22 protein-coding genes are annotated in these 23,135 nt (G+C 60.3%); 20 read left to right on the top strand and 2 right to left on the bottom strand.

Features of this window, described 5'->3' with window-relative positions; genetic code table 11:
- Nucleotides 1-21: 21 nt before the first annotated feature.
- Both GX839_03995 and GX839_03990 read right to left on the bottom strand, forming a co-directional pair.
- Nucleotides 22-303 (bottom strand): hypothetical protein, encoded by a 282-nt coding sequence (locus tag GX839_03995; protein ID NLB04622.1) that lies wholly within the window; start codon nt 301-303, stop codon nt 22-24.
- Between the two features lie 11 nt (nt 304-314).
- A complete protein-coding gene (locus tag GX839_03990; protein NLB04621.1) occupies nt 315-1,394 on the bottom strand; it encodes a hypothetical protein in 1,080 nt (359 codons plus the stop codon).
- A gap of 181 nt (nt 1,395-1,575) precedes the next feature.
- Between GX839_03990 and GX839_03985 the strand changes: the two genes are divergently transcribed.
- The 20 genes from GX839_03985 (at nt 1,576) to GX839_03890 (ending at nt 22,970) form a co-directional block, all read left to right on the top strand.
- Complete coding sequence (locus tag GX839_03985) at nt 1,576-2,040, top strand: ribosome maturation factor RimP (protein ID NLB04620.1); 465 nt, start codon at nt 1,576-1,578, stop codon at nt 2,038-2,040.
- 19 nt (nt 2,041-2,059) lie between these two features.
- On the top strand, nt 2,060-3,367 hold the full coding sequence (nusA, locus tag GX839_03980; protein ID NLB04619.1) for a transcription termination/antitermination protein NusA: 1,308 nt from the start codon (nt 2,060-2,062) through the stop codon (nt 3,365-3,367).
- Between the two features lie 17 nt (nt 3,368-3,384).
- Nucleotides 3,385-3,633 (top strand): YlxR family protein, encoded by a 249-nt coding sequence (locus GX839_03975; protein ID NLB04618.1) that lies wholly within the window; start codon nt 3,385-3,387, stop codon nt 3,631-3,633.
- A 7-nt stretch (nt 3,634-3,640) separates the two neighbouring features.
- Complete coding sequence (infB, locus tag GX839_03970; GenBank protein NLB04617.1) at nt 3,641-6,409, top strand: translation initiation factor IF-2; 2,769 nt, start codon at nt 3,641-3,643, stop codon at nt 6,407-6,409.
- Nucleotides 6,402-6,818, top strand: a complete 417-nt coding sequence (rbfA, locus tag GX839_03965; protein ID NLB04616.1) for a 30S ribosome-binding factor RbfA — start codon at nt 6,402-6,404, stop codon at nt 6,816-6,818. The genes infB and rbfA overlap by 8 nt, the downstream gene beginning before the upstream one ends.
- A complete protein-coding gene (locus tag GX839_03960) occupies nt 6,781-7,818 on the top strand; it encodes a hypothetical protein (protein ID NLB04615.1) in 1,038 nt (345 codons plus the stop codon). Before rbfA ends, GX839_03960 begins: the two co-directional genes overlap by 38 nt.
- Nucleotides 7,815-8,792 carry a tRNA pseudouridine(55) synthase TruB gene (truB, locus tag GX839_03955; protein NLB04614.1) on the top strand — a complete coding sequence of 326 codons (978 nt, stop codon included), beginning with the start codon at nt 7,815-7,817 and terminating at the stop codon, nt 8,790-8,792. The genes GX839_03960 and truB overlap by 4 nt, the downstream gene beginning before the upstream one ends.
- A 16-nt stretch (nt 8,793-8,808) precedes the next feature.
- A complete protein-coding gene (gene ribF / locus GX839_03950) occupies nt 8,809-9,738 on the top strand; it encodes a riboflavin biosynthesis protein RibF (protein ID NLB04613.1) in 930 nt (309 codons plus the stop codon).
- 28 nt (nt 9,739-9,766) lie between these two features.
- The gene (lgt, locus tag GX839_03945; protein ID NLB04612.1) at nt 9,767-10,750 is read left to right on the top strand and encodes a prolipoprotein diacylglyceryl transferase; all 984 of its coding nucleotides are present in this window, start codon (nt 9,767-9,769) and stop codon (nt 10,748-10,750) included.
- Nucleotides 10,747-11,916: an FtsW/RodA/SpoVE family cell cycle protein gene (locus GX839_03940; protein NLB04611.1), complete on the top strand. Its 1,170-nt coding sequence runs from the start codon at nt 10,747-10,749 to the stop codon at nt 11,914-11,916. Before lgt ends, GX839_03940 begins: the two co-directional genes overlap by 4 nt.
- 173 nt (nt 11,917-12,089) lie before the next feature.
- Nucleotides 12,090-12,524 (top strand): hypothetical protein, encoded by a 435-nt coding sequence (locus GX839_03935; GenBank protein NLB04610.1) that lies wholly within the window; start codon nt 12,090-12,092, stop codon nt 12,522-12,524.
- Nucleotides 12,505-13,485 (top strand): 16S rRNA (cytosine(1402)-N(4))-methyltransferase RsmH, encoded by a 981-nt coding sequence (gene rsmH, locus GX839_03930; protein ID NLB04609.1) that lies wholly within the window; start codon nt 12,505-12,507, stop codon nt 13,483-13,485. The genes GX839_03935 and rsmH overlap by 20 nt, the downstream gene beginning before the upstream one ends.
- The gene (locus tag GX839_03925) at nt 13,469-14,005 is read left to right on the top strand and encodes a hypothetical protein (GenBank protein NLB04608.1); all 537 of its coding nucleotides are present in this window, start codon (nt 13,469-13,471) and stop codon (nt 14,003-14,005) included. Before rsmH ends, GX839_03925 begins: the two co-directional genes overlap by 17 nt.
- A 28-nt stretch (nt 14,006-14,033) precedes the next feature.
- Entirely contained in the window at nt 14,034-16,421 is a 2,388-nt protein-coding gene (locus GX839_03920; protein NLB04607.1) for a hypothetical protein, read from the top strand.
- Nucleotides 16,422-16,441: 20 nt separating this feature from the next.
- Complete coding sequence (locus GX839_03915) at nt 16,442-17,929, top strand: UDP-N-acetylmuramoyl-tripeptide--D-alanyl-D-alanine ligase (GenBank protein ID NLB04606.1); 1,488 nt, start codon at nt 16,442-16,444, stop codon at nt 17,927-17,929.
- Nucleotides 17,930-17,931: 2 nt separating this feature from the next.
- Complete coding sequence (gene mraY, locus GX839_03910) at nt 17,932-18,960, top strand: phospho-N-acetylmuramoyl-pentapeptide-transferase (protein ID NLB04605.1); 1,029 nt, start codon at nt 17,932-17,934, stop codon at nt 18,958-18,960.
- 2 nt (nt 18,961-18,962) lie between these two features.
- The gene (locus GX839_03905; protein ID NLB04604.1) at nt 18,963-20,408 is read left to right on the top strand and encodes an FtsW/RodA/SpoVE family cell cycle protein; all 1,446 of its coding nucleotides are present in this window, start codon (nt 18,963-18,965) and stop codon (nt 20,406-20,408) included.
- A gap of 37 nt (nt 20,409-20,445) precedes the next feature.
- Nucleotides 20,446-21,597, top strand: coding sequence for an undecaprenyldiphospho-muramoylpentapeptide beta-N-acetylglucosaminyltransferase (murG, locus tag GX839_03900; protein NLB04603.1), 1,152 nt, complete (start codon nt 20,446-20,448; stop codon nt 21,595-21,597).
- The gene (locus GX839_03895; GenBank protein ID NLB04602.1) at nt 21,578-22,546 is read left to right on the top strand and encodes an FtsQ-type POTRA domain-containing protein; all 969 of its coding nucleotides are present in this window, start codon (nt 21,578-21,580) and stop codon (nt 22,544-22,546) included. Before murG ends, GX839_03895 begins: the two co-directional genes overlap by 20 nt.
- Before the next feature lie 31 nt (nt 22,547-22,577).
- Complete coding sequence (locus GX839_03890) at nt 22,578-22,970, top strand: DUF1290 domain-containing protein (GenBank protein NLB04601.1); 393 nt, start codon at nt 22,578-22,580, stop codon at nt 22,968-22,970.
- Nucleotides 22,971-23,135: the final 165 nt, after the last annotated feature.

The following is a 23,135-nucleotide window of genomic DNA, read 5'->3' as shown; positions in this document are numbered from 1 at the left end:
CCTTGTCCCTGCTTTTCGGGTTCAGGAGTTACCCTCTTTACTTTTTTCCGCCTTGGGCCTTTTTTCCAGCTGCTTATGGAGGAAGAGATCCCTTTGTGAGGTCAGGGTCAGGCTGTCCTCCCGGATGTAGCGGTTGGCTGTCTGTTCTTTTCTGACCGATTTCAGCTTGGCTTTCATGTTGCTGACCCCGATCCAGGCGATGAGGAGGGCGATCAGGAGGGCGATGGCCGCAGCCGTCAGCCGCTGTCTGATGTCAGGGGAAGCGCTTTGCAGGATGATGGTGGTGAATATTGAGAGATACATGGCTTCCTCCTTTATTTGACCAGCAGCTGGGAGATGGCCACCAGGATCAGGGCGGCGATGCTGAAGATCTTGAAGAACCAGCTGCGGTAAGCTCTTTTATCCAGGGGGAGATCACCGACCAGCTTCCCTGTCTGGCCGTTCATGGCGAAGAGGTAGTTCCTGTTCTCCCAGCTGGTTGAAAGCAGGTAGACGGGAAGGAGCGCATAAGTGACCCGGCTGCCGGTCAGGCTGACCTCCTCGCGCTTGGGATTGACGGTCTGGTAGCCTCTGACCGTGTTGCGGAAGGCCTGTTTGGCGCTTCTTTGGATCCGCTCATCGGCTCTTGGGAAGCAGCTTTCCGCTGCCACATCGTACTTGTTGGCAAAGTAGCCGGCCAGGTAGGCCGTCTGGAAATCGACCGCTTCTTTCAGGTCGTAGGGTTCCAATGATTCCATCAGGGTGTCATCAATGGCCTGTGACCCGTCAACCGGCACCTGGTCAAAGACCATGCTGCCTTCCCGGTGGACATGGTAATGGGAAGTTTCCGTGTAATAAAAATGGCTGTCACTCCATCTCTTTGTTTTGGAGGCCTCATAGTCTGCCTTGACGCCGGTCTCGGCGTCAAAGAGCCAGAAAGGCACGTAGACGCCCTTGACCTCATCCAGGTGGTTCTTGTCACGGAAGACCTTGGGAAGCAGCCGTTTGCCCAGGTAGTGCCTCTCCAGGGCCTTTTTGGCTTCTTCCTTGGTCAGTTTGAAAGGGACGACCAGATCAGGCCTCAGGCTGCCGGCGAACTTGGAGGAAATGACAATCCGGTTGCCGCAAAAAGGGCAGGCGGTGGCGCCCAGGCTCTCATCGCCGATGATCTCACCCCCGCAGGAATTGCAGGCGTAGACCGCCATGCCTTCCTGCTCGCCTTGCTGCCAGGCGTTCCCCGCATAGGACCAGTCCTGGGATTCGCTTTCTTCTGCTTCTTCCAGGATGGCATCCATGGCTTCCAGGCTTTCGATGCTGACCACCGAATTGCAGTAGGGGCAGACCATGTCGCGGGTTCCCGGCTCGTAGGTTAAGGGACCCGCGCAATTGGGGCATTTGTATTCCATCAGGGCCATCGTTTTTTTCTCTCCTTTTGCTTCCTTTTGGATTTCCTCCAGCTTACATCAATTGAGTGCGGTCTGTAAGGCCCATCCTTGACCGGCGGTTAAAACCTGCTATAATGTCTCCACGGCGAATTTTGTAGCAAAAAGAGCGGGGCTTCCCGCTCTTTTCATCGTAAGGCCTGACAGGTAGATCATGAGCAGTCAAAAAGAGAATAAAAAAATTATCTACGACAAGCTGGCCCCCCTGGCGGCCGGCATGGACCTGGCCCTTCTGGACGTCCTCTATGTCCATGAGGGAGGCCGGACCGTCCTGCGTCTGATCATCGATAAAAAAGGCGGCGTGGGCATCGAGGACTGCGAGCGCCTGAGCGGGATGGCCGACCCTTTGATCTCGGAGGAGCTGGGCCTGGACGACTTTGATGTCTTCGAAGTGTCCTCACCCGGTCTTGACCGGCCCCTGAACAATCTGGAGGACTGCCTGCGCCATGAGGGCGAATGGGTCCGGATCAGTTTGTATCAGGCGGTGGACGGGGAGAAACGTTTTTTTGGAAAACTGGTCGTCGAGGGCGAATCAGTCGGGGTGGAGACGGAAAAAGGAGAGATCAGGCTTTTCCCCTTCGGGGATATTGCCCGGGTGAAGAGGGAAGTTGTCTTTTAGCAATTAATAAGGAGCATACATGAACCAGGAATTTATCGAAGCGCTGAGGATGCTGGAAAAAGAGCGGGGCGTCGAAATGGAAACCCTGATCGAGGCTATTGAAGATGCCCTGGTCGCAGCCTACCGCCGGGAATTTGAGATCCGGTCCAAGGACCGGGAGAAAATGCGCGACCGCGAGGGCCAGCCGGCCCAGGAAGGTGAGTCCCGGCCGGTCGAAAATGATGGCATCACCGCCCATATTGACCGGCGGACCGGCGAGATGCGGGTTTACCAGCCCATGACCGTGGTGGAGGAAGTCCACGATCCCAACAGCGAACTGTCTTTGGCCCAGGCTCACGCCTTGTCCGGAGATCTGGAGCTGGGCGACCAGCTGGTCCGGGAGGTGGATCCCTCGCACTTCGGGCGCCTGGCGGCCCAGACAGCCAAGAGCGTCATCAACCAGAAGCTGGCTCAGGCTGAAAAATTGCGGATCCAGGATGAATTCTCCGGCCGGGTCGGGGGATTGGCCAGCGGCATTGTCCAGCGGCGGGACCGCAACGAAGTCCTGGTCGACATCGGCCGTGCCCAGGCGGTCCTGCCTTACAACCAGCAGTCCAGGCTGGACAACTACACTTTCAAAAAGCACATGCGCTTTTTCATCATGAAGGTGGATCAGCGGGATCACCGGCCGGTCATCATGGTGTCCCGGAGCCATCCGGGCCTGGTCCGCCGCCTCTTTGAGCAGGAAGTGCCCGAAATCGGGGCGGGGATCGTGGAGATCGTCAACATCGCCCGGGAGGCCGGGTCCAGGACCAAGATGGCGGTCACCAGCCATGACTCCAATATTGATCCGGTGGGTGCCTGCGTGGGCCAGCGGGGGACCCGGGTTCAGTCGGTCATCACCGAGCTTAACGGGGAGAAGATCGATATCATTGAGTGGGATCCGGACATCACGGAGTTTATCTCCAGTGCCCTGTCACCCGCGCGCGTCATCCGGGTGGTTTTGGATGAGGAAGAAAAAAGCGCCCGGGTGATTGTGGCCGATCACCAGCTGTCGCTGGCCATCGGCAAGGAAGGACAAAATGCCAGGTTGGCGGCCAAGCTGACCGAATGGAAAATTGATATAAAAAGCGAGTCGCAATACCGGGAGATGCTGGAGGCTGCCTGGATGCCCGATTTCGATGAAGCCGTGGCGGCCGATGAGGCCGAGCGGGGCGATGCGGATGAGGAAGATCCGGTCCCGGAAGAAACTGAAGAGGAACTTCAGGTCGATGACCAGGAAACGGCGACCAGCTACCTGGACCGGCTGGAGAGCACCATTGACTCGCTGGAGGAACCGGAAGCTTGAAGAAGAAGCCCCTGAGAATGTGTGTCGGATGCCGGGAATCTTTTTTGCAGGAAGAACTCCTGCGCCTGGTGGCGTCGGAAGACGGCGTCCGGATCGACAGGGGGCAAAAGCTGCCTGGCCGGGGCGCTTATCTGTGCTGCCGGACGGCCTGTGTGGAAAAGGCCAAAAAGAGACAATCACTGCAGCGGGCCTTGAAATGCCCGGTGCCGGAAGCAATATGGGTCGAAATCGACCAGGCGATCAAGGTCGCGAGAGTGGAGGAATGAGCTGAACATGGCAAAAAGAGAAGAAGCAGATTCAGGGCTCATGTCAGGATTCATCACGGAGGAGGAGCTCCTCCGGCGCAAAAAGGAACACGATTCCATGGAAGCGGTTCCGGAGCCGGAACCTCTTCCCGTTCCGCCTGTCCCGGACAAGGAAGCGGAGCAGGCGGCGCCACCGCCCGGTCAGGATCTGAAAGACCTGCCCGTACCGTCCACCATCGACATGCAGGGCATCTCGGGCAAAGTCATCCCGGGGGTCATCAAGATCGTCAAGAAACCCAAACCGGCGCCGGTTAGCGAGCCGGAAGCGGTTGTAGCGGCCCCGGAGGTTCCCGCTCCGGAGGCAGAAGTGCAGACAGCTGAAGTCAAGGCGGAGCCTGAGAAAAAACCGGCGGCCCGCAAGAAGGCTGAAAAACCGGAAGTTGACAAGCCGGAAGTTGAAAAACCGAAAGCCGTGAAAGCCGAAATCAAGAAGCCGGAAGCAGCTGCTGAAAAATCTGGAAAAGCCAAGCCTGAAAAAAAGGAGCGGGTCAAAGCCAGGCCTTTGAGCGTGGCCGAAAAATCCCTGCCCATCACCGAGCGGGTGACTGAACCCGCGGTGGCTGCGCCGGCCAGGCCGGCCGCAACGCGGCCCCGCCCCCTGATCACGGAAGACGGCAAACCTTTGAGGGCCCAGCGGGGAAGCTATGTCGGCGCCGACCGGGACACCCCGGCAGTGGAACGCCAGCCCAGGCGGGCGGCTCCCGCCAGCGAGGAGGCCCGTCCGGTGCGGCCTGCCTCCGCGCCGCCCAGGGGGCGGGGACAGGCAGCGGCAGCACCGGTGCCCGGGCCGGTTATTGAGGCGGAAGTGCAAAAACCGGGCGCCGCCAGCCGCAGGAGCCAAAAAGGACGCGACCGGCGGCCCGCAGACTACCGGGACCGCAGCCGGCGCGAACAGCAGGAAGTGATCAGCCACGGGGGCAGGCGCCGCAAGCCGCGTACCGTAGAATCCGCACCTGAACAGCCCAAGCGGCCTGTCGCCCAGCTGACTCAGGTCACCCTGCCATCCACGCTGACCGTCAAGGAGCTGGCCGAGGCCATCAAGAAAACCACCGCTGACGTCATCATGAAGCTGATGGCCCTGGGCATGATGGCCACCATCAACCAGGAGATCGATTACGATACTGCCGAAATCATTGCCTCCGAGTTCGGGATCGCCAGCCAGCGGCTGGTGGAAATCACGGAGGAAGACATTCTCTTTGACGACACGGTTGACAAGGATGAAGACCTGGTCTCCCGGCCGCCTGTGGTGGTGGTCATGGGCCACGTCGACCACGGCAAGACATCCATCCTGGACTACATCCGGGAATCTTCAGTGACTGAAGGCGAGGCCGGCGGCATCACCCAGCATATCGGGGCCTATTCGGTCAAGGTGGACAGCCGGACCATCACCTTCCTCGATACACCGGGCCATGAGGCCTTTACCACCCTGCGCGCCCGGGGCGCTCAGGTGACCGATATCGCCATCCTGGTGGTGGCAGCCGATGACGGCGTCATGCCCCAGACGGTGGAAGCCATCAACCATGCCCGGGCGGCTGAAACCGAAATCATTGTGGCCATCAACAAGATCGACAAGCCGCAGGCCGATGTGGAGCGGGTCAAACGTGAGCTCTCCCAGTACGGCCTCATGGACTCCGACTGGGGCGGCCAGACGACCATTGTACCGGTCTCGGCCAAGACAGGTGAGAACATGGATGAATTGCTGGAGATGATCCTGCTGACGGCTGATGTGCTGGATCTGCGGGCCAACCCGGACCGCCAGGCCAAGGGCACGGTTATCGAGGCCAGGCTGGATCCGACCCGGGGGCCTGTGGCCACCATTTTGATCCAGCGCGGCACCCTGCGCCAGGGTGACACCGTGGTGGTGGGCAGTACCGTCGGCCGCATCCGGATCATGTACAACGACCGCGGCCAACAGATTGAGGCGGCAGGTCCCTCGACTCCTGCCGAGATCGTGGGCCTGGGCGGCGTGCCCGAAGGCGGGGACATCCTCTACCAGGTTGAAAATGAACGCGTGGCACGGGATCTGGTTGACCGGCGCCGGGAGGAAGACCGGGAGACGGCACTTCGCCAGACTTCGCGGATGTCGCTTGAGACCCTTTTCGACCGCATGGGCGAGGAGGATCTGATCGACCTCAACATCATTGTCAAGGCCGATACGCAGGGCTCCGTCGAAGCCATGACTTCCTCCATGGAAAACCTGTCGACCGACAAGATCCGGGTCAATGTCATCCACGGGGCAGTCGGCGCCATCACCGAGTCGGACATCCGCCTGGCGGAGGTGGCAGACGCCATTATCCTGGGCTTCAATGTCCGGCCTGCCGCGACGGCCGCCCAGATTGCCGCGGCTTCCAATGTCGATATCCATACCTACCGGGTGATCTACGAGGCCATCGAGGAAGTCGAAAGCGCCATGCGCGGCCTGCTGGGCCCGGTTTTCCGCGAAGTGGTTACGGGCCACCTGGAAGTGCGGGAAGTTTTCCACGCCTCCAATGTGGGCACCATCGCCGGCTGCCTTGTGACCGATGGCCGGGTCCACCGCAATGACAGCGCCCGCCTGCTGCGCGACGGCGTGGTCATCTACGAAACAAAACTGGCCTCGCTTCGCCGTTTCAAGGACGATGTCCGCGAGGTGGCTGCCGGTTACGAATGCGGGCTCAGCCTGGAGCGGTTCAACGACATCAAGGTGGGGGACACCATCGAGGTCTTCACCATGAAGGAGGAGGAAGCGGATGTTTAACCGATCGGAACGGATGGGGGATGAGATCCGGCGCATCCTGGCCGGCCTGATACAGCGCAGGATGGCTGATCCCCGCATCAATGAAACGGTCACCATCACAGGCGTCAAGCTTTCGAAGGATCTGGCGGTGGCCCGGGTCTACTACAGTGTCTACGGTGATGAGGATGACCGCAAAGGAGCCGCAGAAGCTTTTGAGAAGGCCGGGGGCTATTTGCGGCGCGAGCTGGCATCACGGCTCAGATCCCGCAAGGTCCCGCGCCTGGTATTCACCGAGGACAACAGCATCCGTGAGGGGGAGGCCATCGATGCCCTGATCCGGCGCGTGCGCCAGGAGGATGAGGCGGCTGCCATGAAACGAACGGAGGATAAGGATGAAGGAGTCCAGGAAGGCGGGGGACCGGCTGCTTGAGGTCGCCCTTGACCTGGCCGCCGATGGCGGCCGCATCGGCCTTTTCCCGCACGAACGGTATGATGCTGACGCAGTCGGGGCGGCTGTTTCCCTTTCGAGGGCCTTCAGGTCGCTCGGTTGTTCGGCCACCGTGGTGGTCGGCGAACCGGTGCCCGAATCCCTGCAGCACCTGCCTGGCCTGGAGGAGCTGCTGCTTTACAATCCGTCAACCTGCCCCGTCTTTGACCTGGCCCTGGCCATCGACTGTCACGAGGCGGAACGGCTGGGCAGGCGGGCTGACTGCTTCTTGAAGACGCCGCTCCGCGGCGCTGTTGACCACCATGTCCATCAGGGCCAGGCGGGGGATCTTGAACTGATTGACCCGGGCGCCGCCTCAACCAGCGAACTTGTCTTCGACATGATCTGGGATCTGGAGCTCCACCTGGGCCGGCCGGTTTTTGATTCGGTCATGGCCGTCCTGCTCCTGGCCGGCACCATCACCGATACGGGCCGTTATGCCTACAGCAACACCACCCCTCTGTCGCTGCGCCAGGCAGCGTCCCTGCTGGAGCGGTTTGACATCGACCTCTCCCAACTCAATTACGATCTTTTTGAGCGCACGACCATGGAACGGCTGCAGATCAAGGGGGACATTCTGTCCACCATCCGGCCTGCGGCAGGCGGGCGCTTTCTTTTCGCCCACGCCAGCCTCGCCATGCTGGCCCGCCGGGGGGCCCAGGATGATGAACTGTCCAACCTGGCCTCGGAAATCCGGGCTGCCGAAGGTGCGGCTGCCGTTTTCCTGCTGGTGGAAGCGGAAGACGGATCCATCCGGGTCAGCATCCGCTCCAACAGCTGCTTCGATTCGGCGGCCTTTGCCGGGCGCTTCGGCGGCGGCGGCCATGTCAAGGCAGCCGGCATGACCCTCCAGGGGATGTCCCTGCAGGAGGCAGAAGAGCTTCTGGCAGATCAGGCGGAAGCCCAGCTCAAAGCCTGCATGAAGGAAGCAGCCCAGGCATGACCGAACCGGCCGAGGGAATCCTGATTGTCAACAAGGAAGCGGGCATGACCTCAGCTGACGTGGTCGCGCGGGTGCGCCGCATCTCCGGCATCCGGCGCGTCGGCCATACGGGCACCCTGGATCCTTTTGCGACGGGGGTCCTGCCCGTCTGCACAGGCCGGGCGACGGCAGCGGCCGGCTTCATGCTCAACTGGGCCAAGCGCTACCGGTGCGGCATCAGGCTGGGCTACACCACCTCCACCCTGGACTCCCAGGGGCAGGTGACGGAAGAGGCAGCTGATCCCTCCCGTTGGCGCTCCTTTCTGGATGAAAAAGACAGGGGGGCGTCAGCCCGCCTGAAGGAGGCTGTCAACTCCCTGACGGCCATCCGTTCGCAGCAGGCTCCCCTTTACTCGGCCGTCAAGGTCAAAGGTAAACCCCTCTACCGCTACGCCCGGGAGGGGCTGGAAGTGGAGCGGCCCGTCCGGCAGGTCACCGTGCATGAGGCGGCCCTTCTGGGCGTCGAACCCGATGAGGCCGGCTACCCGCTGGTAACGGTTGAATTTCTGGTCAGCGCCGGCACCTACATCCGCTCCCTGGCCGGCCGGCTGGGAGAGCTTGTTGCCTGCCCGGCCCATGCGGCCTGGCTGGTACGTCTGGCAGCAGGTCATTTCGATCTTTCCATGGCCTGCCAGCTGGATTCGCTGGCAGATGGCTGGACAGACTTCCTGCGCCCGGTCGGCGAGGCCTTTCGGGGCTGGCCCGGGCTGGAACTCACTCGAAAAGAAGCGCTGGACCTGGCCCATGGGCGGCAGATTGCCTGCAGTGAGGAAGCTGTTGCCGCGCCTTCCGGCGAAGCCGGCCGGCTGTCGCCGCCCCCTGATGTCCATTGGCTGGCCTGCAGGCTGGAGGGCCGCCTGATCGCTGCCGCCACCCGGGAAGAAGATGGCCTTTTGCGGGCCCGCCGGGTCTTTGTCCGGCCGCAAGAATTGTAGAGAAGGGATTTTTGTCTTGAAGGTATTTCGTGGCCTGGAAGGTGTCAGCAAAAAAGAACGGGGAATCGCCCTGGGTGTCTTCGACGGCGTCCATCTGGGTCATCAGGCCCTGATCCGGTCCCTGCTTGAAAAATGCCGGGAGGCGAACCTGATTCCTGCCGCCCTGACTTTTTCCTATGAGGGCGGTTTCGGTTTTGACCGCAAGCCCCTGGGCCACGCTTTCATCATGTCGGAAGAGGAAAAACTGGCTGCCCTGAAGCAAGCCGGCGTCAGGGAGGTTTTTCTGGCTCCGCTGACCGACAGCTTTTTGAGCTTGTCTCCGGCCGATTTTCTGGAAGAGGTCATCGCCAAGCGGCTGGGCGGGCGGCTGCTTGCCATGGGGGAAGACGGTCATTTTGGCTGGCAGGGCCGGGGTGACGCTGATTTTCTTGAAGACTACGCTTCCAGCCACGCGCTCCAGCCCCTGATTGTCGAGGATGTCCTTTGGGAGGGTGCCAAGGTGTCGAGTTCCAGGATCCGCTGCCTGCTGGCGGCCGGGGAAATGGAAAAAGCCGCGGCCATGATGACACGGCTCTTCCGTCTTTCGGGCACGGTGATCCAGGGCCGCCGGATCGGTTCGTCGATCGGATTTCCCACCGCCAACATCCCTTACCCCGTCCGCTCCGCCCTGATCAGGCGCGGTGTCTACGCCAGCCGGGTCCGTGCCGGGGAGAAGGAGTTCCCGGCCGTCACAAGCGTGGGCCTGGCTCCCTCGGTCCACCGTGAGCACCGGGAGCTGCTGGTTGAGTCCTTCCTTTATGGCTTTGACGGGGTCCTTTACGGCCAGCCCCTGGAGGTGGCATTTTTATCCTTTATCCGCGACGAAGTCCGTTTTGAATCGCTTGATGAACTCAAGAGCCGGATTGCGCAGGATATCGAAATTGTCCGCTCCCTGCATGGGTTATGATAAGATTAACCTGTTTCGGAGGTAGATTATGCGTTGCCTTTTGCAGTACCAGGTCTCCTTTCCCGGGCTGGGCATTGAGAACCTGACCGTCAACCGGGAAGCCTTTTCCTTCAACCTCTTCGGCCGTCAGCTGACCGTCTTCTGGTACGGTCTGATTTTTACCATCGCCATTGTGGTCTGCATCGCCATCGCCTTGATCCGGGCCGGGAAATACGGTTTTTCCACTGACGACATCCTGGATTACTTCCTGTGGATGATTCCCCTGATCCTGATCGGATCCAGAATCTATTATGTGGCCTTTGAGTGGAATCAATTCAAGGGCTCTCTTGCTGCCATCTTCGACCTGCGCCAGGGGGGACTGGCCTTTTACGGCGGCGTGATCGGCGGCATGCTGGCCGTGGCCATCGCCGCCCGGATCAAGCGGACCAAGCTTCACCGCATTTACGATTATCTGGCCGTCCTGATTCCCCTGGGTCAGGGGATCGGGCGCTGGGGAAATTTTTTCAACCAGGAAGCTTTCGGGACCAACACCCGCCTGCCCTGGGGCATGATCAGCGAGGGAACGAGGCGGGGCCTGGCGGCCCTGAATCCCGATCCGGCCAACCCCTTGCCGGGTTTGGATCCCCACTTGCCGGTTCATCCCACTTTTCTTTACGAGTTTGTTGCCAACATGATCATTTTCGGCATCCTGCTCGCCGTCCATAAGCGGCAAAAGCGCCCCTGGACCACGGTTCTGGCCTATTTCTTCCTTTACGGAATCGTTCGTTTCTTCGTTGAGGGCGTGCGAACCGATTCCCTGGTATTCGAGGTATTCGGCCAGACCGTCAGGATCTCCCAGCTTTTGTCCGCCATCATGGTGGCCGGTTCAATCCTTGCCTTCATCGTGTCCCGGGCCAGGGACGCAAAGCGCCAGCGTCTGATCGCGGCCATGCAGGCCGGGTCCGGTCAGCTGCCCGAGTATTCGGCTGCCGATGATTCCGACCCGGGCGAGGTCAAAACGGCAAGGCCATGAAGTGGACCGACCAGGCCATCCAGCGGATCGGCGGGGACCTGAAGCAGTCGCGTGCCGACCGTTTCTTCCGCCTGCTGGACTACCGCATGCTGGTTCCTGTGCTGGCTCTGGTTATCATCGGCCTGACTGTTCTCAACAGCGTCCTTTCAAAGGGTTACGGAGCGGTCATCTTCGACTATCCCATGAATTTCTACAAGCAGATGGCGGCGGTACTCCTGGGCCTGGTGGCGGCCTTCATTCTCTGTCTTTTTGAGCCGCCCGCCATGCGGCTGATCGGCGGAGTTGTCTACTTTGTCAGCCTGATCCTGCTTCTGGTGGTCAAGATTGATGGCTACCGGCCCGTGGCGGGTGCGGACAGCTGGATCCGGATTCCTCTCTTTGGCTCCTTTCAGCCATCGGAGCTGGCCAAGATTGGCGCGGCCATGATGACCGGGCCGGTCTTTGCCGCCATGAAGCGGGGCGAGCTGTCAGCCGGCCGGGGCTTTTTGCGCATCGGCCTGCTATATGGAGTTCCCCTGCTCTTCATCGTCACTGAGCCCGATCTGGGAACCAGCCTGGTCCTGATCTTCATGTTTATTTGTACCACCTTTGTCTGGGGAGTCCGTTGGCGGACCATCATCCTGACCATGGCAGGAACCATTTTTGTCATCCTCCCCCTCTCCTGGCAATTCATCTTCAACCCGGCCCAAAAAGAGCGGGTCATGACCTTTCTCTTCCGCGGCTATGACAAATCCGCCTCCTACCATATCGAACAATCCCTGGCCGCCATCACTTCGGGAGGACTTGCGGGAAACCGGACAGGCGCGACCGTCAGCGTACCCGTCAAGGAGTCGGATTTTATTTTCACCGCCATCTCGGAGCAGCTGGGCCTGATCGGCACCAGCTTGGTCATTTTGCTGGCAATCTACTTCATCGCCCATACCCTGCGGGTGGCAGGCAGGGTGGTGGAGCGCTCGCCCGATGAGTCCTACATCATGGTGGCCCTGATCGCCGGGGTGGCCTTTCACTTCATTGAAAACATCGGCATGACGGTGGGCCTGCTTCCCATCACAGGCATCCCCCTTCCTTTCATCAGCTATGGCGGGTCGGCCATGATATCCAACTTCCTTTTGCTGGGCGTCCTGCTCAACTATTCCCTGAACCACACAGCCACGCTTTCGCCCTAGGGCCCCTCAACATTCCGGCCCCGGTCTCCTTTTGCAGGTAAATCTTCCTGAAACCGGTTCCAAACCGGTATTTTTGTGCGATTAAGTTTACAATTGTGGAGGAAAGTGGTACCTATTGACATATTAGTGGTGTTTTGTGGTAGAATAGCCATCAAAGCAGGAGGAGGCTTGTCATGGCGCGCTATACCCATACCGTCGATAGCAAGGGGCGAGTGATTGTCCCTGCCAAGCTCCGTGAAAAACTGGATGGCAGCCTGATCGTGACCCAGGGGGTCGATCAGGGTTATCTGGCGGCTTACACGCCGGAGCAGTTTGACCTCATCAAAGAACAAATCCTCAACCATTCCAGCACCGGCTACGAAATCCGCAAACTGAAGCGCGATGTTCTGGGGGCCTCCACCGTTTGCGAGTTTGACGGCCAGGGCCGCATGTCGGTCCCTGCTTTTTTGTGGAAGCACATTCAGGTTGAACCGGGGGATGAGATCTGCTTCATCGATGTCTTTGACAAGATCGAGATCTGCTCCCAGGCATTCTTCGACCGGGTCATGGGGAGCGAGGGCTCCCTGGCTGAAATGGACCTGTCCGGCTATGACATCCGCGGACTTTAACGAGAGGCATTTGCCGGTTCTGGCCCGGGAGGCGGTCGAGGCGCTGGCTGTCAAAGAGGGCGGTCTTTACCTCGACCTGACGGCAGGCGGCGGGGGACACAGCGCAAGGATCCTGGAAATGCTGGGGGAGGGCGGCCGGCTGATGGCGGCCGACCGCGATCAGGAAACCCTGAAAACCTGTGAGGCCAGACTGGCCGCCGTCAAAACCAGGGGGACTTACCAGGTGATCGCTTCGACTTTTACACAATTCCCCTCCTGGCTCGATCCCAGGGATCGGGGACGGGTCGACGGCCTGCTGGCTGACCTGGGTGTCAGCTCCTATCAGCTGGACCGCGGTGAACGCGGTTTTTCCTACCTGAAAGACGGGCCGCTCGACATGCGGATGAACCAGAGCCGGGGGACAACCGCCGCGGAGCTGCTGGCTTCCATAACCAGGGAGGACCTGGTCAACCTCCTGCGTCTCTATGGGGAAGAAATCCATGCAGGCCCCATAGCGGCAGCCATTGTCCGCAGCAGACGGGAAAAACCCATCACAGGAACCTTGCAGCTTGCGGAAATTGTGGCTTCTGCCGTACCGGCGCACCAGCGCCGCGACGGCAATCCGGCCAGAAAAACTTTCCAGGCCCTGCGGATAGCGGTCAACCATGAGCAGGAGGAATTGGCACACCTGCTGGCAGAGATCCCCGAGGTGATGGCGGACGGCGGGCGGGCCGTCCTGATCAGTTTCCATTCTCTGGAAGACCGCATGGTGAAACAGGCCATGCGGACCTGGCAGTCGCCCTGCCAGTGCCCCCGGGATTTCCCCCAATGCGTGTGCGGGAAAACTCCTTTGGGCCGCAGCTTGACACCCAAACCCGTGACGCCGTCAATGGGGGAGCTGGAAGGAAACCCCCGGTCGAGGAGCGCCAAGCTCCGCGCCTTCGAATTCAGAAAGGGAGTGTCCCATGAGCTACTACGATGACGGAAATCTGGCCAGGCAACTCACCCGCCCCATCCCGCTCCAGCGCCCCCGGGAACTTGAGGCAGAGAAAAGTGACAGGAGGGAGCGGCTGGTCCGGGAAGCCGCAGTCCGCAGGCAGTACAAAATGGCAGGCCGCGCACACGCCAAAGCCGTGCTGCGCCTGACGGCTCTTTTTATCCTGGTCGCCTCGGCGGCGGGCCTGATCGTCTGGCGGAGCGCCAGAATAACCGAAATGAGTTTTGTCAACGCAGGCTTGCGCCGGCAGATTGCCGAGCTGGACAAGGAGAACGGCCTGCTCCAGGACAGGATCGCAAAAAAAGCATCCCTTCAGACAACGCGGCAGCAGGCCGCAGAAGACCTGGGCATGCAAAAGGCCAGTTCCCGGCAAATCCACTACGTCTCGTCCATCCATTTCCAAAAGGGGGAAGACAGCCAGCATGGCCGGCCGCAGCAAGGCCTAGAAATCTTGGCGGACGACGAATGGCTGGCTGTGATTGAAGACTGGGTCAGGGACCATTGAGGGCCGGCCCCAAGATTCAGGGTGAAGCATGAAGCGGGGACGTCAAACGGCCAGAGCTGGGAATTTACCCAAAAAGAGGACCGGCAGGCTATTTGAAGCCAAGGCGGCCCTCCTGGTTCTGGTTTTTTTGGTCACGGCCTCGGCAGTTACGACCGGTTTTTACCGGCTTCAGATTACCGACAGTCAGGCGCTGGCCGCCAAAGCGGCGGGGCAGCAGTATATCTCCCAGGAGGATCAGGCCCGGCGCGGCATGATCCTGGATAAAAACGGCTATCCGCTCGCTTTTTCCACCTATGTGTTCAGGATAGGCATCACCCCTGTCGATGTCACCACCAAGGTCAAGGGAATTGACGACAGGCTGATCGTCGAAACCCTGGGCCGGTATCTGAAGCTGGACAGCCAGTCCTGTGCGGACATACTGGAAATGATCCGGACCGACCGGGCAACCGGATGGACAGGCCTTGAAAAAAATCTGGCCGGCCACCGGCCCCTGACCTACGTCACCATCGCGAGCGAGGTTCCTGAGTCTGAAGCCATGGCGCTCAAGGAATGGCTTGATGAGAACCGGGTGGGAGGCGTCCGCTTCGATGCCGAGGAACGGCGGGTCTATAACAACGACGGCCTGGCCTCGGCCGTTTTGGGCCTGACCCGGACGGACACGGGCAGGATCAAGGGGGTTTCGGGCCTGGAAGCTGCCTACGATGCCCTCCTGTCAGGCCAGGCGGGCTATACCTTTGCCAGGCGGAACAACTACAGCACCCGGGGGGTTACACCCTTTTCCCGGCCCGTGAACAGCCCCTGGGAAAAGAGCTGCCATCTGGTCACATCCCTGGACATGGAGATCCTGTCCATCCTGCAAGAGGAACTCATGACAGTGGCAGCTGCCGCAGGCCTCATCTCAGGCGTCAACGGCCTGGTCATGGATGTGAAAACGGGCGATGTCCTGGCCATGGCCCAGCTTCCCTCATTCGATCTCTCCCGGCCGGATGCCCTGCCGCTCGGTTTCACCCAGGCTGCCTGGGACCAGCTGGGACAAGAAGAGAAGACAGCCTACCTCTCAACCAATCTTTGGGACAACATCAACATAACCGACATCTATGAGCCGGGATCGGTTTTCAAGGCCGTCACCCTGGCCATCGCACTGGAAGAGGGCGTGGCGTCGGAGGAAACCGTTTTCAGGGATGATCCCCTGATTATCCAGGGCGAGTCCATCAACTGCCACACCGGCTACGGTCACGGCGAGGAGACTTTGCGCCAGGCCTTTTACCGGTCCTGCAACCCGGTTTTTGTCCAGCTGGGCGACCGGGTCGGCAAAAAGCTGTATTACGACTGGATTCAAAGGCTGGGCCTTTACGGCAGGACGGGGATTGATCTTCCCATGGAGGCGCCGGGCTACCTGCATGCGGACCCCATGCCCATCGACTTTGCCAACCTGACCTTCGGGGAGTCGTCGTCCCTTACGGCGATCCAGCTGGCCCAGCTCTTTGCCGCCATCGGCAATGGCGGCTACACCGTGAAACCCCGACTGGGCACCGCCTTGACCGAAGAGGGCCTGGAGGCCATGGTTCCCTTCGATCTTGAGGAGGGAAGCCGGGTCTTCTCAGAGGAGACCTGTGTCCGGGTCCGGTCCATGATGACCGAGGTGGTGGCCAGGGGAACAGCAGCCGGAACCTTCGGGGCCATGGGGCTGGATCTGGGCGGCAAGACCGGCACTGCGGTCGATTCACACGATGACCGGCGGACTTTCTCCTTCGTCGGCCTGGCTCCCTGCCGGGATCCGCAATATGTGATTCTTGTATCTGTTCATAAACCGGAAACCACTGATTCCCTGGGCGCGGCCGCTGCCCGTGCCGCCAATCGCGTGGCTGCCAGAATCCTCAACCGGGGCGGCAGCTCCCAAAACTATTCGGCATCGGAGCTGGCCCTCCTGGGTCAGGCGGTCGAAGTGCCGGACCTGAATGGCATGACGGCAGGGGAGGCTGCCCTGGCCCTGTCCAGGCTGCAACTGGCCCCCTCGCTTCCGGCCGATCGATTTTTCCCCCAAAGCCGCCTCCTGCGCATGGAACCGGCAGCCGGTTCAAAGGTCGGCATGGGGACCACGGTCTGGCTTTACCCGGAAGGTGAAAATGAAGTAGAATGGGTAGCTGTGCCGGACTTTCGCGGACTTACCTACCACGAAAGCGTCTGGCTGGCCGCAGAATACGGCGTGTCAATCCTTCCCTCCGGGCCGCCCGGCGGGCGGGTCGCCGGGCAAAGCATTCCGGCGACGTCTGTCAGGGCGCCCTCCCCTTGTCTTGACGAAAGCGGTTCGCCCTGTGTCCCTGAGGGGGAGGGAGGCCCGGCAGAAGACAAGGTGAGGAAGGGGACAGTTGTCACCCTTGACTTCTCACCGGTCGTGCCGGACGGCGGTCACTAACCATTGAAAGACAGGGAACCATGACACGATTTTTGCCTATGCAACTCAAGCACTGGACCGGTGGTGAACTCAGGCAGACAGGGAAGCACGCGGCTGATTCCGAGCGTTATTATCCATCCATTTCGACCGATACGCGGACCCTCCTGGCCGGCCAGGTTTTCGTGCCGCTGCGGGGGGACCTCTATGACGGCCATGCTTTCCTGGACGCGGCAGCTGAAAAAGGGGCCGGCATGCTGGTGATTGAAAGCGGGGCCAGGGAGCTGGCGGCCTGGCTCAGCCGCCTGGAGCGGGATCAGGATGCGCCGGATCTGCTCCTGGTCGAGGATGCGGGGGCGGCCTTCCGGGATATGGCCAGGGGTTTTCGCAGCACCCTTGCGGCCACCGTGATCGGGGTGACGGGGAGTGTGGGCAAGACAACAACCCGCCGGATGATCTGCCAGATGATCGAAACGCAGGTCAAGGCCGAACAGTCCGCCAGGAACTTCAACAACCAGGTGGGCCTTCCCCGGACCATTTTGGCGACCCGGCCGGACACCCAGGTCCTGGTGGCCGAGATGGGCATGGCACGCCGCGGTGAAATCCGTATTCTGTCCGCAATCACCGTGCCGGACATCGCCATCATTACCCAAATCGGCATGTCCCACGCGGAGTGGCTGGGATCAATGAATGATATCCTGGCCGAAAAGACTTCGATCACAGCCGGCATGAAAGAAAACGGGCTCCTGATTGTCAACGGAGACGATCCCCTGCTGGAAAGCTGGGTCCTGCAAGACCCGCCGTCCGTGCCGGTCTGGTTTACCGCAAGTGAGCAAAACGCCGGCAGGCTGGAACGCGGCGGTTTTCCGGTGTTTTGGTCCGAACATGTCCGCGTGGACCGTCAGGGCCTTTCCTTTACCGGCAGGTCCAACCTGGCGCCGGACGAGCGCTGGCCCGTTTATCTCAAGCTTCCCGCCAGGCATCTGATCCCCGCCGCCCTCTTCGGGCTTGCCACCGTTTATGCCATGGGGCTCAACATGCAGGAGGCCGCCGCATCGGCCCGGCGTTTTACCACAGCGGACAGCAGGCAGGAGCTGATCCGGGTCGGCTCCATCGACGTCATGGACGATTCTTACAACGCCTCTCCCGAATCGCTCCATTCCGCTTTGGAAACCGCTTCCTTCCTGGCCGAGGGCAACCGGCGTCTGGTCATGGTCCTGGGCGGGCTGAAGGAGCTCGGCCGCTACTCCGACCAGGTCCATGAGGAAGCTGCCCTGGAATTGCTGGAGGCAGGCGTTGACCGCGTGATCCTGGTGGGAGCGGAGACGGTGAGAACCCGGGAACATCTTCTGGCTGACGGGCGGGGGGCCGCCATGGTGGCAGGCTGGTATGAAACTTGCCAGGAAGCTATCCCGGCGGTTTTGTCGGAGCTCGAACCGGGAGATTTTCTCCTGCTCAAGGCCTCACGCTTTTATGAACTCGATAAAATCGGCGAAGCGCTCCAGCATGCGGGTCTGGAAAGGGAGCATTGACCATGTTTCCCAAAGAAGCACTTTTGGACTCCCTTTATGCCGCAGCTGCGGTCCTGGCCGCCACAGTCCTGGCCGGCCTGGCCGGCATCCCCCTGATCCGGAAAAAATCGCCTGCCCAGCCCATCCGCGATAATGGCCCGCAGACACACAAGGCCAAGGCCGGAACGCCCACCTTCGGCGGCCTGTTTTTTCTTCTTCCCCTCCTGATCCTGGCGGTGGTGCTGCCCTGGTTCAATCAGGCCTTCGGCCGCCTGTCCGTGGTTGTTTTCTTCATGGCCGTCTTCGGTGCCATCGGCTTCGCCGACGATTACGTCAAGGTTAATGTCCGGCGCAAGGGCCTGAGCGTCAGGCAGAAGACGGTTCTGATCGGCGCGGCTTCGCTGGCTGCCTCCCTTTATTTTCTCTGGCTGTCGCCGGTGCCGCCTTTCATTCTGGCGCCCTGGTCGGCCCGGCTGATCGAAGTCACCGGCGCCTGGAAATTCCTCTACCTTCTTTTCCTTGTTCCTTTTCTCTTCTACATGAGCAACTCCATCAATATCACCGATGGCGTGGACGGCCTGCTTTCCAGCCTGATGATCATCGCGGCCCTGGGCCTTTTTGCGGTCGCCGGCCTGCTTTACAGCGCCCTGCCTCAGGCCCTGCCGGTCATGACCCTGGCCGGAGCCATGGCTTCCGGTTGTCTGGGTTTTCTTCTTTTCAACCGTTACCCCGCCAGGGTCTTCATGGGCGACACGGGATCCCAGGCGCTTGGCATCGGTTTCAGTCTCCTGACTGTCATGGCGGGCATGCCCTATCTGGCGCTGATCACCGGCTTTGTTTTCTTTTTTGAAGGTCTTTCGGTCGTCATCCAGGTGATCTACTTCAAGTCGACGGGGGGCAGGCGGATTTTCCGGATGTCGCCCATCCATCATCATTTTGAACTGGGCGGCTGGCCCGAAACCAAGGTGGTTTCCGCCTTCAGCCTGGCCGGTTTTTTCTGCGCCCTGGCCGGTTTCCTGGTCATGTCGGGCCGGCTCTGGAAAGGAAGATAGCCGTGTCGGGGCGGGCCGGAAGAAGACAGACGGGGGACGGGCGCCAGCTCATGAGCAGCAGCCGCATCGCGGCCTCCCACCGGCACATGTCAACCGCCTACCTGGTCATCTGGCTGATCCTGGTCAGCTACGGCCTCCTCATGATGTTCAGTGCCAGTTACGGTGTCAGTTTCGTCCAATCGGGCAGTGCCATGAGAAATCAGGCGACCGCAGACTCCTCATCTCCCGTTCGCGCCGTCCTTGAGGCCGACGCCACCGCCATGGCCAGAAAACAAATTCTGCTGACACTGGCCGGCGCCCTGATCGCCATTGCCCTGGGTTCCCTCCTTCAGTTCCGCCAGTTGACCCGGCCTGTCTTTCGCTTCCTTCTCTACCTTTTTGTGACTGGAAGCCTGATCTATTGCAGGCTGGGCGGCATGGTCATCAACGGGGCCCGGCGCTGGGTGGATCTGGGCTTTATCAGCTTTCAGCCCTCTGAACTGGCCAAGGTCGGAGCCGTTTTTTTCCTGGCCGGCTATTACTCCCGCCGCCAAAAAGTCCGCTGGCAGGAGGCCCGCGAAAGGGCCCGGGGAAAACCGGCGTCGTCTCTTTCAAGGCAGGCCTTCCTGGATGTCACCTGGCCCGCGCTTCTGATCAGTTTTTGGATCTTTCTGACCCTGATTCAACCGCATTTGTCAGGCGCCCTCATTATTGGCCTGATCAGCCTGCTGGTTTTTTTCCTGGCCGACATCCCGCTCAAGTCAAGGCTGACCGGCCTCTTTCAGCTGCTTGCCATCCTGCTTGTTGCCGCCCTGGTCCTGGGGCTGGCCTATCAGCTGGTCACCCGGCAGTCCTCCGTTGAATACGTCAATGAGCGTTTCGCCCACGCCTTCAAGCGGATTGGAACTTTCCGCGACCGGGAGGGGGCGAGCCAGGACGACCGCATGCAAATCGAGCAGGCGGAGTTGGCTTTGGGTTCGGGCGGGCTGACGGGCAAAGGTTTGGGCAAAAGTGTGCAGAAACTTAACTGGCTATCCGAGGCCCACAATGATTTCATCCTGCCTGTCATCGGGGAGGAGCTTGGTTTTATCGGCGTGGCAGGCGTCATCTTCCTCTTCCTGGCTCTGCTGGTAATCGGAATCCTGATTGCAAGAAAGGCTTCCTCACAGATGGCTGTTCTGGTTGCCGCGGGCAACACGCTCCTGGTCGCCATCCAGGCCTTTCTCAACATGGCCGTGTCGGTCAGCCTGATCCCGACGACGGGAATTTCCCTGCCCTTTTTCAGCTATGGGGGGACCGCCAATTTCTTCTTTGCACTGGCATCCGGGCTGGTGTTGTGTGTGTCTAAATCAGCCGTCAGGACCGACCCTGTCCTGGAGCGGATTGTCGACAAAACCAGGACTTCGCCGGATCAGGCAGCAGGCGGCCGCTCGCTTGATGAAGACAGCGACATGGGTTACGCTGTATAAACATATAAAGAGGACGGACGTCTGACCTGAGACAGAAATGAACCCGAAAAAATCTTCCCAAACCATCGTTATCGCGGCGGGCGGCACAAGCGGTCATATCTACCCCGCTTTTGCCATCGCCTCAGCCATCCGGGAGGCCCTGCCCTCCGTCTCTTTCATTTTCTGCGGCGCGGCGGGCGGCCTGGAACAGTCCATGGTCGAATCGGAAGGCTACACCTTCCGCCCCATTCCAGCGCAAAACATGCCTCACCGCAAAGACCGGCGCTATTTCAGCTGGGCGTGGAAGAACATGACGGGCGTGCTGAAGAGCAGGTCGCTTCTGAAAGAGGAGGCGCCGCTGCTTGTCATCGGGACAGGTGGCTTCGTTTCGGCTCCCTTGATCGCTGCCGCGCGGTGCATGAAGATTCCTTACATACTGCACGAGCAAAACGCCGTTCCCGGCAGAGCCAACCGCCTTTTCGCCCGCAGGGCCCAAGCCGTTTTCATCAGCTATGAGTCGAGCCGGGTTCACCTCCCTGAAAAAGGCCGCATCATTTTCAGCGGCAATCCCGTGCGGCCTCTTTTCCTCGAACTTGACCGGGCCAGGGCCAGGGAAACCCTGGGGCTCGGCGAAGAGATCTTCCTGATCATGGCCATGGGCGGGAGCCTGGGCTCCAGAACCATCAACACGGCCTTTGCCCATATGGACGATGAAGGCGGCTGGACGGCGCTCATGGCCCGGTATCCCCGGCTGCGCCTGGTCATCAGCACAGGGGTCCAGAGCAGTGTAGACTGCGCCGGCGAGATCGCGGCCCTGCCCGGTGTGCTGGAGGCGGAACCTTTTTTTCACGATGCTCCCTACTGGATTGCCGCCTGCGATCTCTTTATCGGCCGTGCCGGCGCCATGACCTGTGCCGAGATCTCCTCTCAGGGCAAGCCCTCGGTTCTCATTCCTTTCCCGCATGCAGTTGACGACCACCAGACAGAAAATGCACGGGCCATGGAGGAAGCCGGCGCCTCCCTGGTTCTCAGTGATGAGGAGTTCAACAGCCGGCGGCTGCTTGAAATTCTGGAGCACCTGATCGCCAGGCCCGATCTGCTCCAAGCCATGAGTGAGAGCGCCCACCGCTGGGCAACGCCTGACGCGGCCGCTGTCATTGCCGGGACCGTCGCATCGGCGGTTGAAAAAGATGAAATGGCCAAATTCTGAAAATTCCCGCGGGCCGGCTTCGCCCGGGAGGGGCGGAAACCACCCCTATCCGCCCATTTTCCAGCCTTCGCCCTTCACGGATGAAAACCGGCGAAAACGCGCCAAGGACAGGAGGCGCCGGCATTTTGCCGGTTGGCCCTCGCGCTTGCTGCTTTTATTTGCTCTTTTGCTTTCGGCGGCCGTCCTGGTTGCCTTTCTCCCTCAGTTTTACATCGAAAATGTCACCGTGACCGGCTGCCGCATGACGGATCAGGCGGCCATCAAGGCTTTTGCCAAGACCCGGGAGGGTCATCATTTTCTTGAAAAACTGGGAGGTTCACCCAGCCGTTTCCTGTCCCTTCGATACGGCAGCATTGAAGATGATATCCTGGCGGCCTATCCCGTGATCCGCCAGGTGAAAGTCCGTTTCCGCTTTCCCTCCGTGGTGGCAGTCATTGTGGAGGAGAAGGTGGAAGTACTGGCCGTCCGGATTTCAGGCGGCTATGCCCTGATTGACCGGCAGCATGAGGTCCTGAGGATCGCAGAGGACGCTGACTTCGCCTTGCCTGTTCTTGAGGGTATCGCCGTCACCGGCCAAACCGTCCGGGGGGAACCGCTCCCGGTGGAGGATCCCGGGCAGCTGTCCGCGGCGTCGCACCTGATCGCCGGCCTGATCCGGCACGATGAGGCGGGCGGGACAGGTCCCGGACTGATGGCAAAAGTCCGCCAGATCAGACAGCTCGGGGGCAAGCTCTTTGTTCTCTTCATCCCTTTATCGCAGGGCGGGGAGATACGTGTTAGACTTGAAGACAACAGACAGCTGCAAGAGAAACTGGCCTTGCTTGACTACCTGCTTGAGCGTGAAGACATCATTCCGCAAGCAGGAGGAGAGCTGGATCTGAGCGGTGAAACCGCCTATTTCCGCCCTGATGCCGGTGGGGGCCATGCCGTCGATTACACGGTGCCTTGAAGCAGTCGCAGGATTACCTGGAGGCGCAGCCATGCTGATTATCATCGGTCTTCTGATCGGTTTGCTCTTAGGTTTATTTGCCAACATTCCTCTGCCTGCCAGCGTGGTGCCCTATCTGGCCGTTTTTACCCTGGTCGGCGCCGAAGCCCTGACCGGCTCATGGAATGCTTTGCAGGAAGGGGACTTTGAGCCGGGGAAGTTTCTGGTTGAGTTTGCGGTCAATCTGGTTATCGCGGCCCTGATCACCGCCCTGGGTCAACAGTTGAAATACGACTTTTCCCTGATTGTCGCCTTCATTTTTGCCTACAGGCTTTTCCGGAATATCAATTTCATCTCCCGAAAACTGTATAAGGATATCAGGGATCGCCGCCAGAACCGGACCCGGAAAGCGGGGGAAGGCGGTCAGGAAAGGCCGGCCGAGTGAGGGGAAGAGTCCCATCAAACAGCGGTTTTGCTTGCACGGTCAAGCGTGTTAATGTAGAATACTACGAGTGTATTCCTCTCTTGTAGCGGGCTGAAAAGAGAGGCTTCTGTGCCCGGCAGGCCCGTTTCAGGCAGGGGTGCAACAAAGGCAACTGCTTCAAAAGGG

This window comes from Fastidiosipila sp. (assembly GCA_012511175.1).
Taxonomy (GTDB): Bacteria; Bacillota; Clostridia; order Saccharofermentanales; family DTU023; genus UBA4923.
Note: the sequence above shows the minus strand (reverse complement) of the source record. Positions and strands in the feature narration are given on the sequence as shown.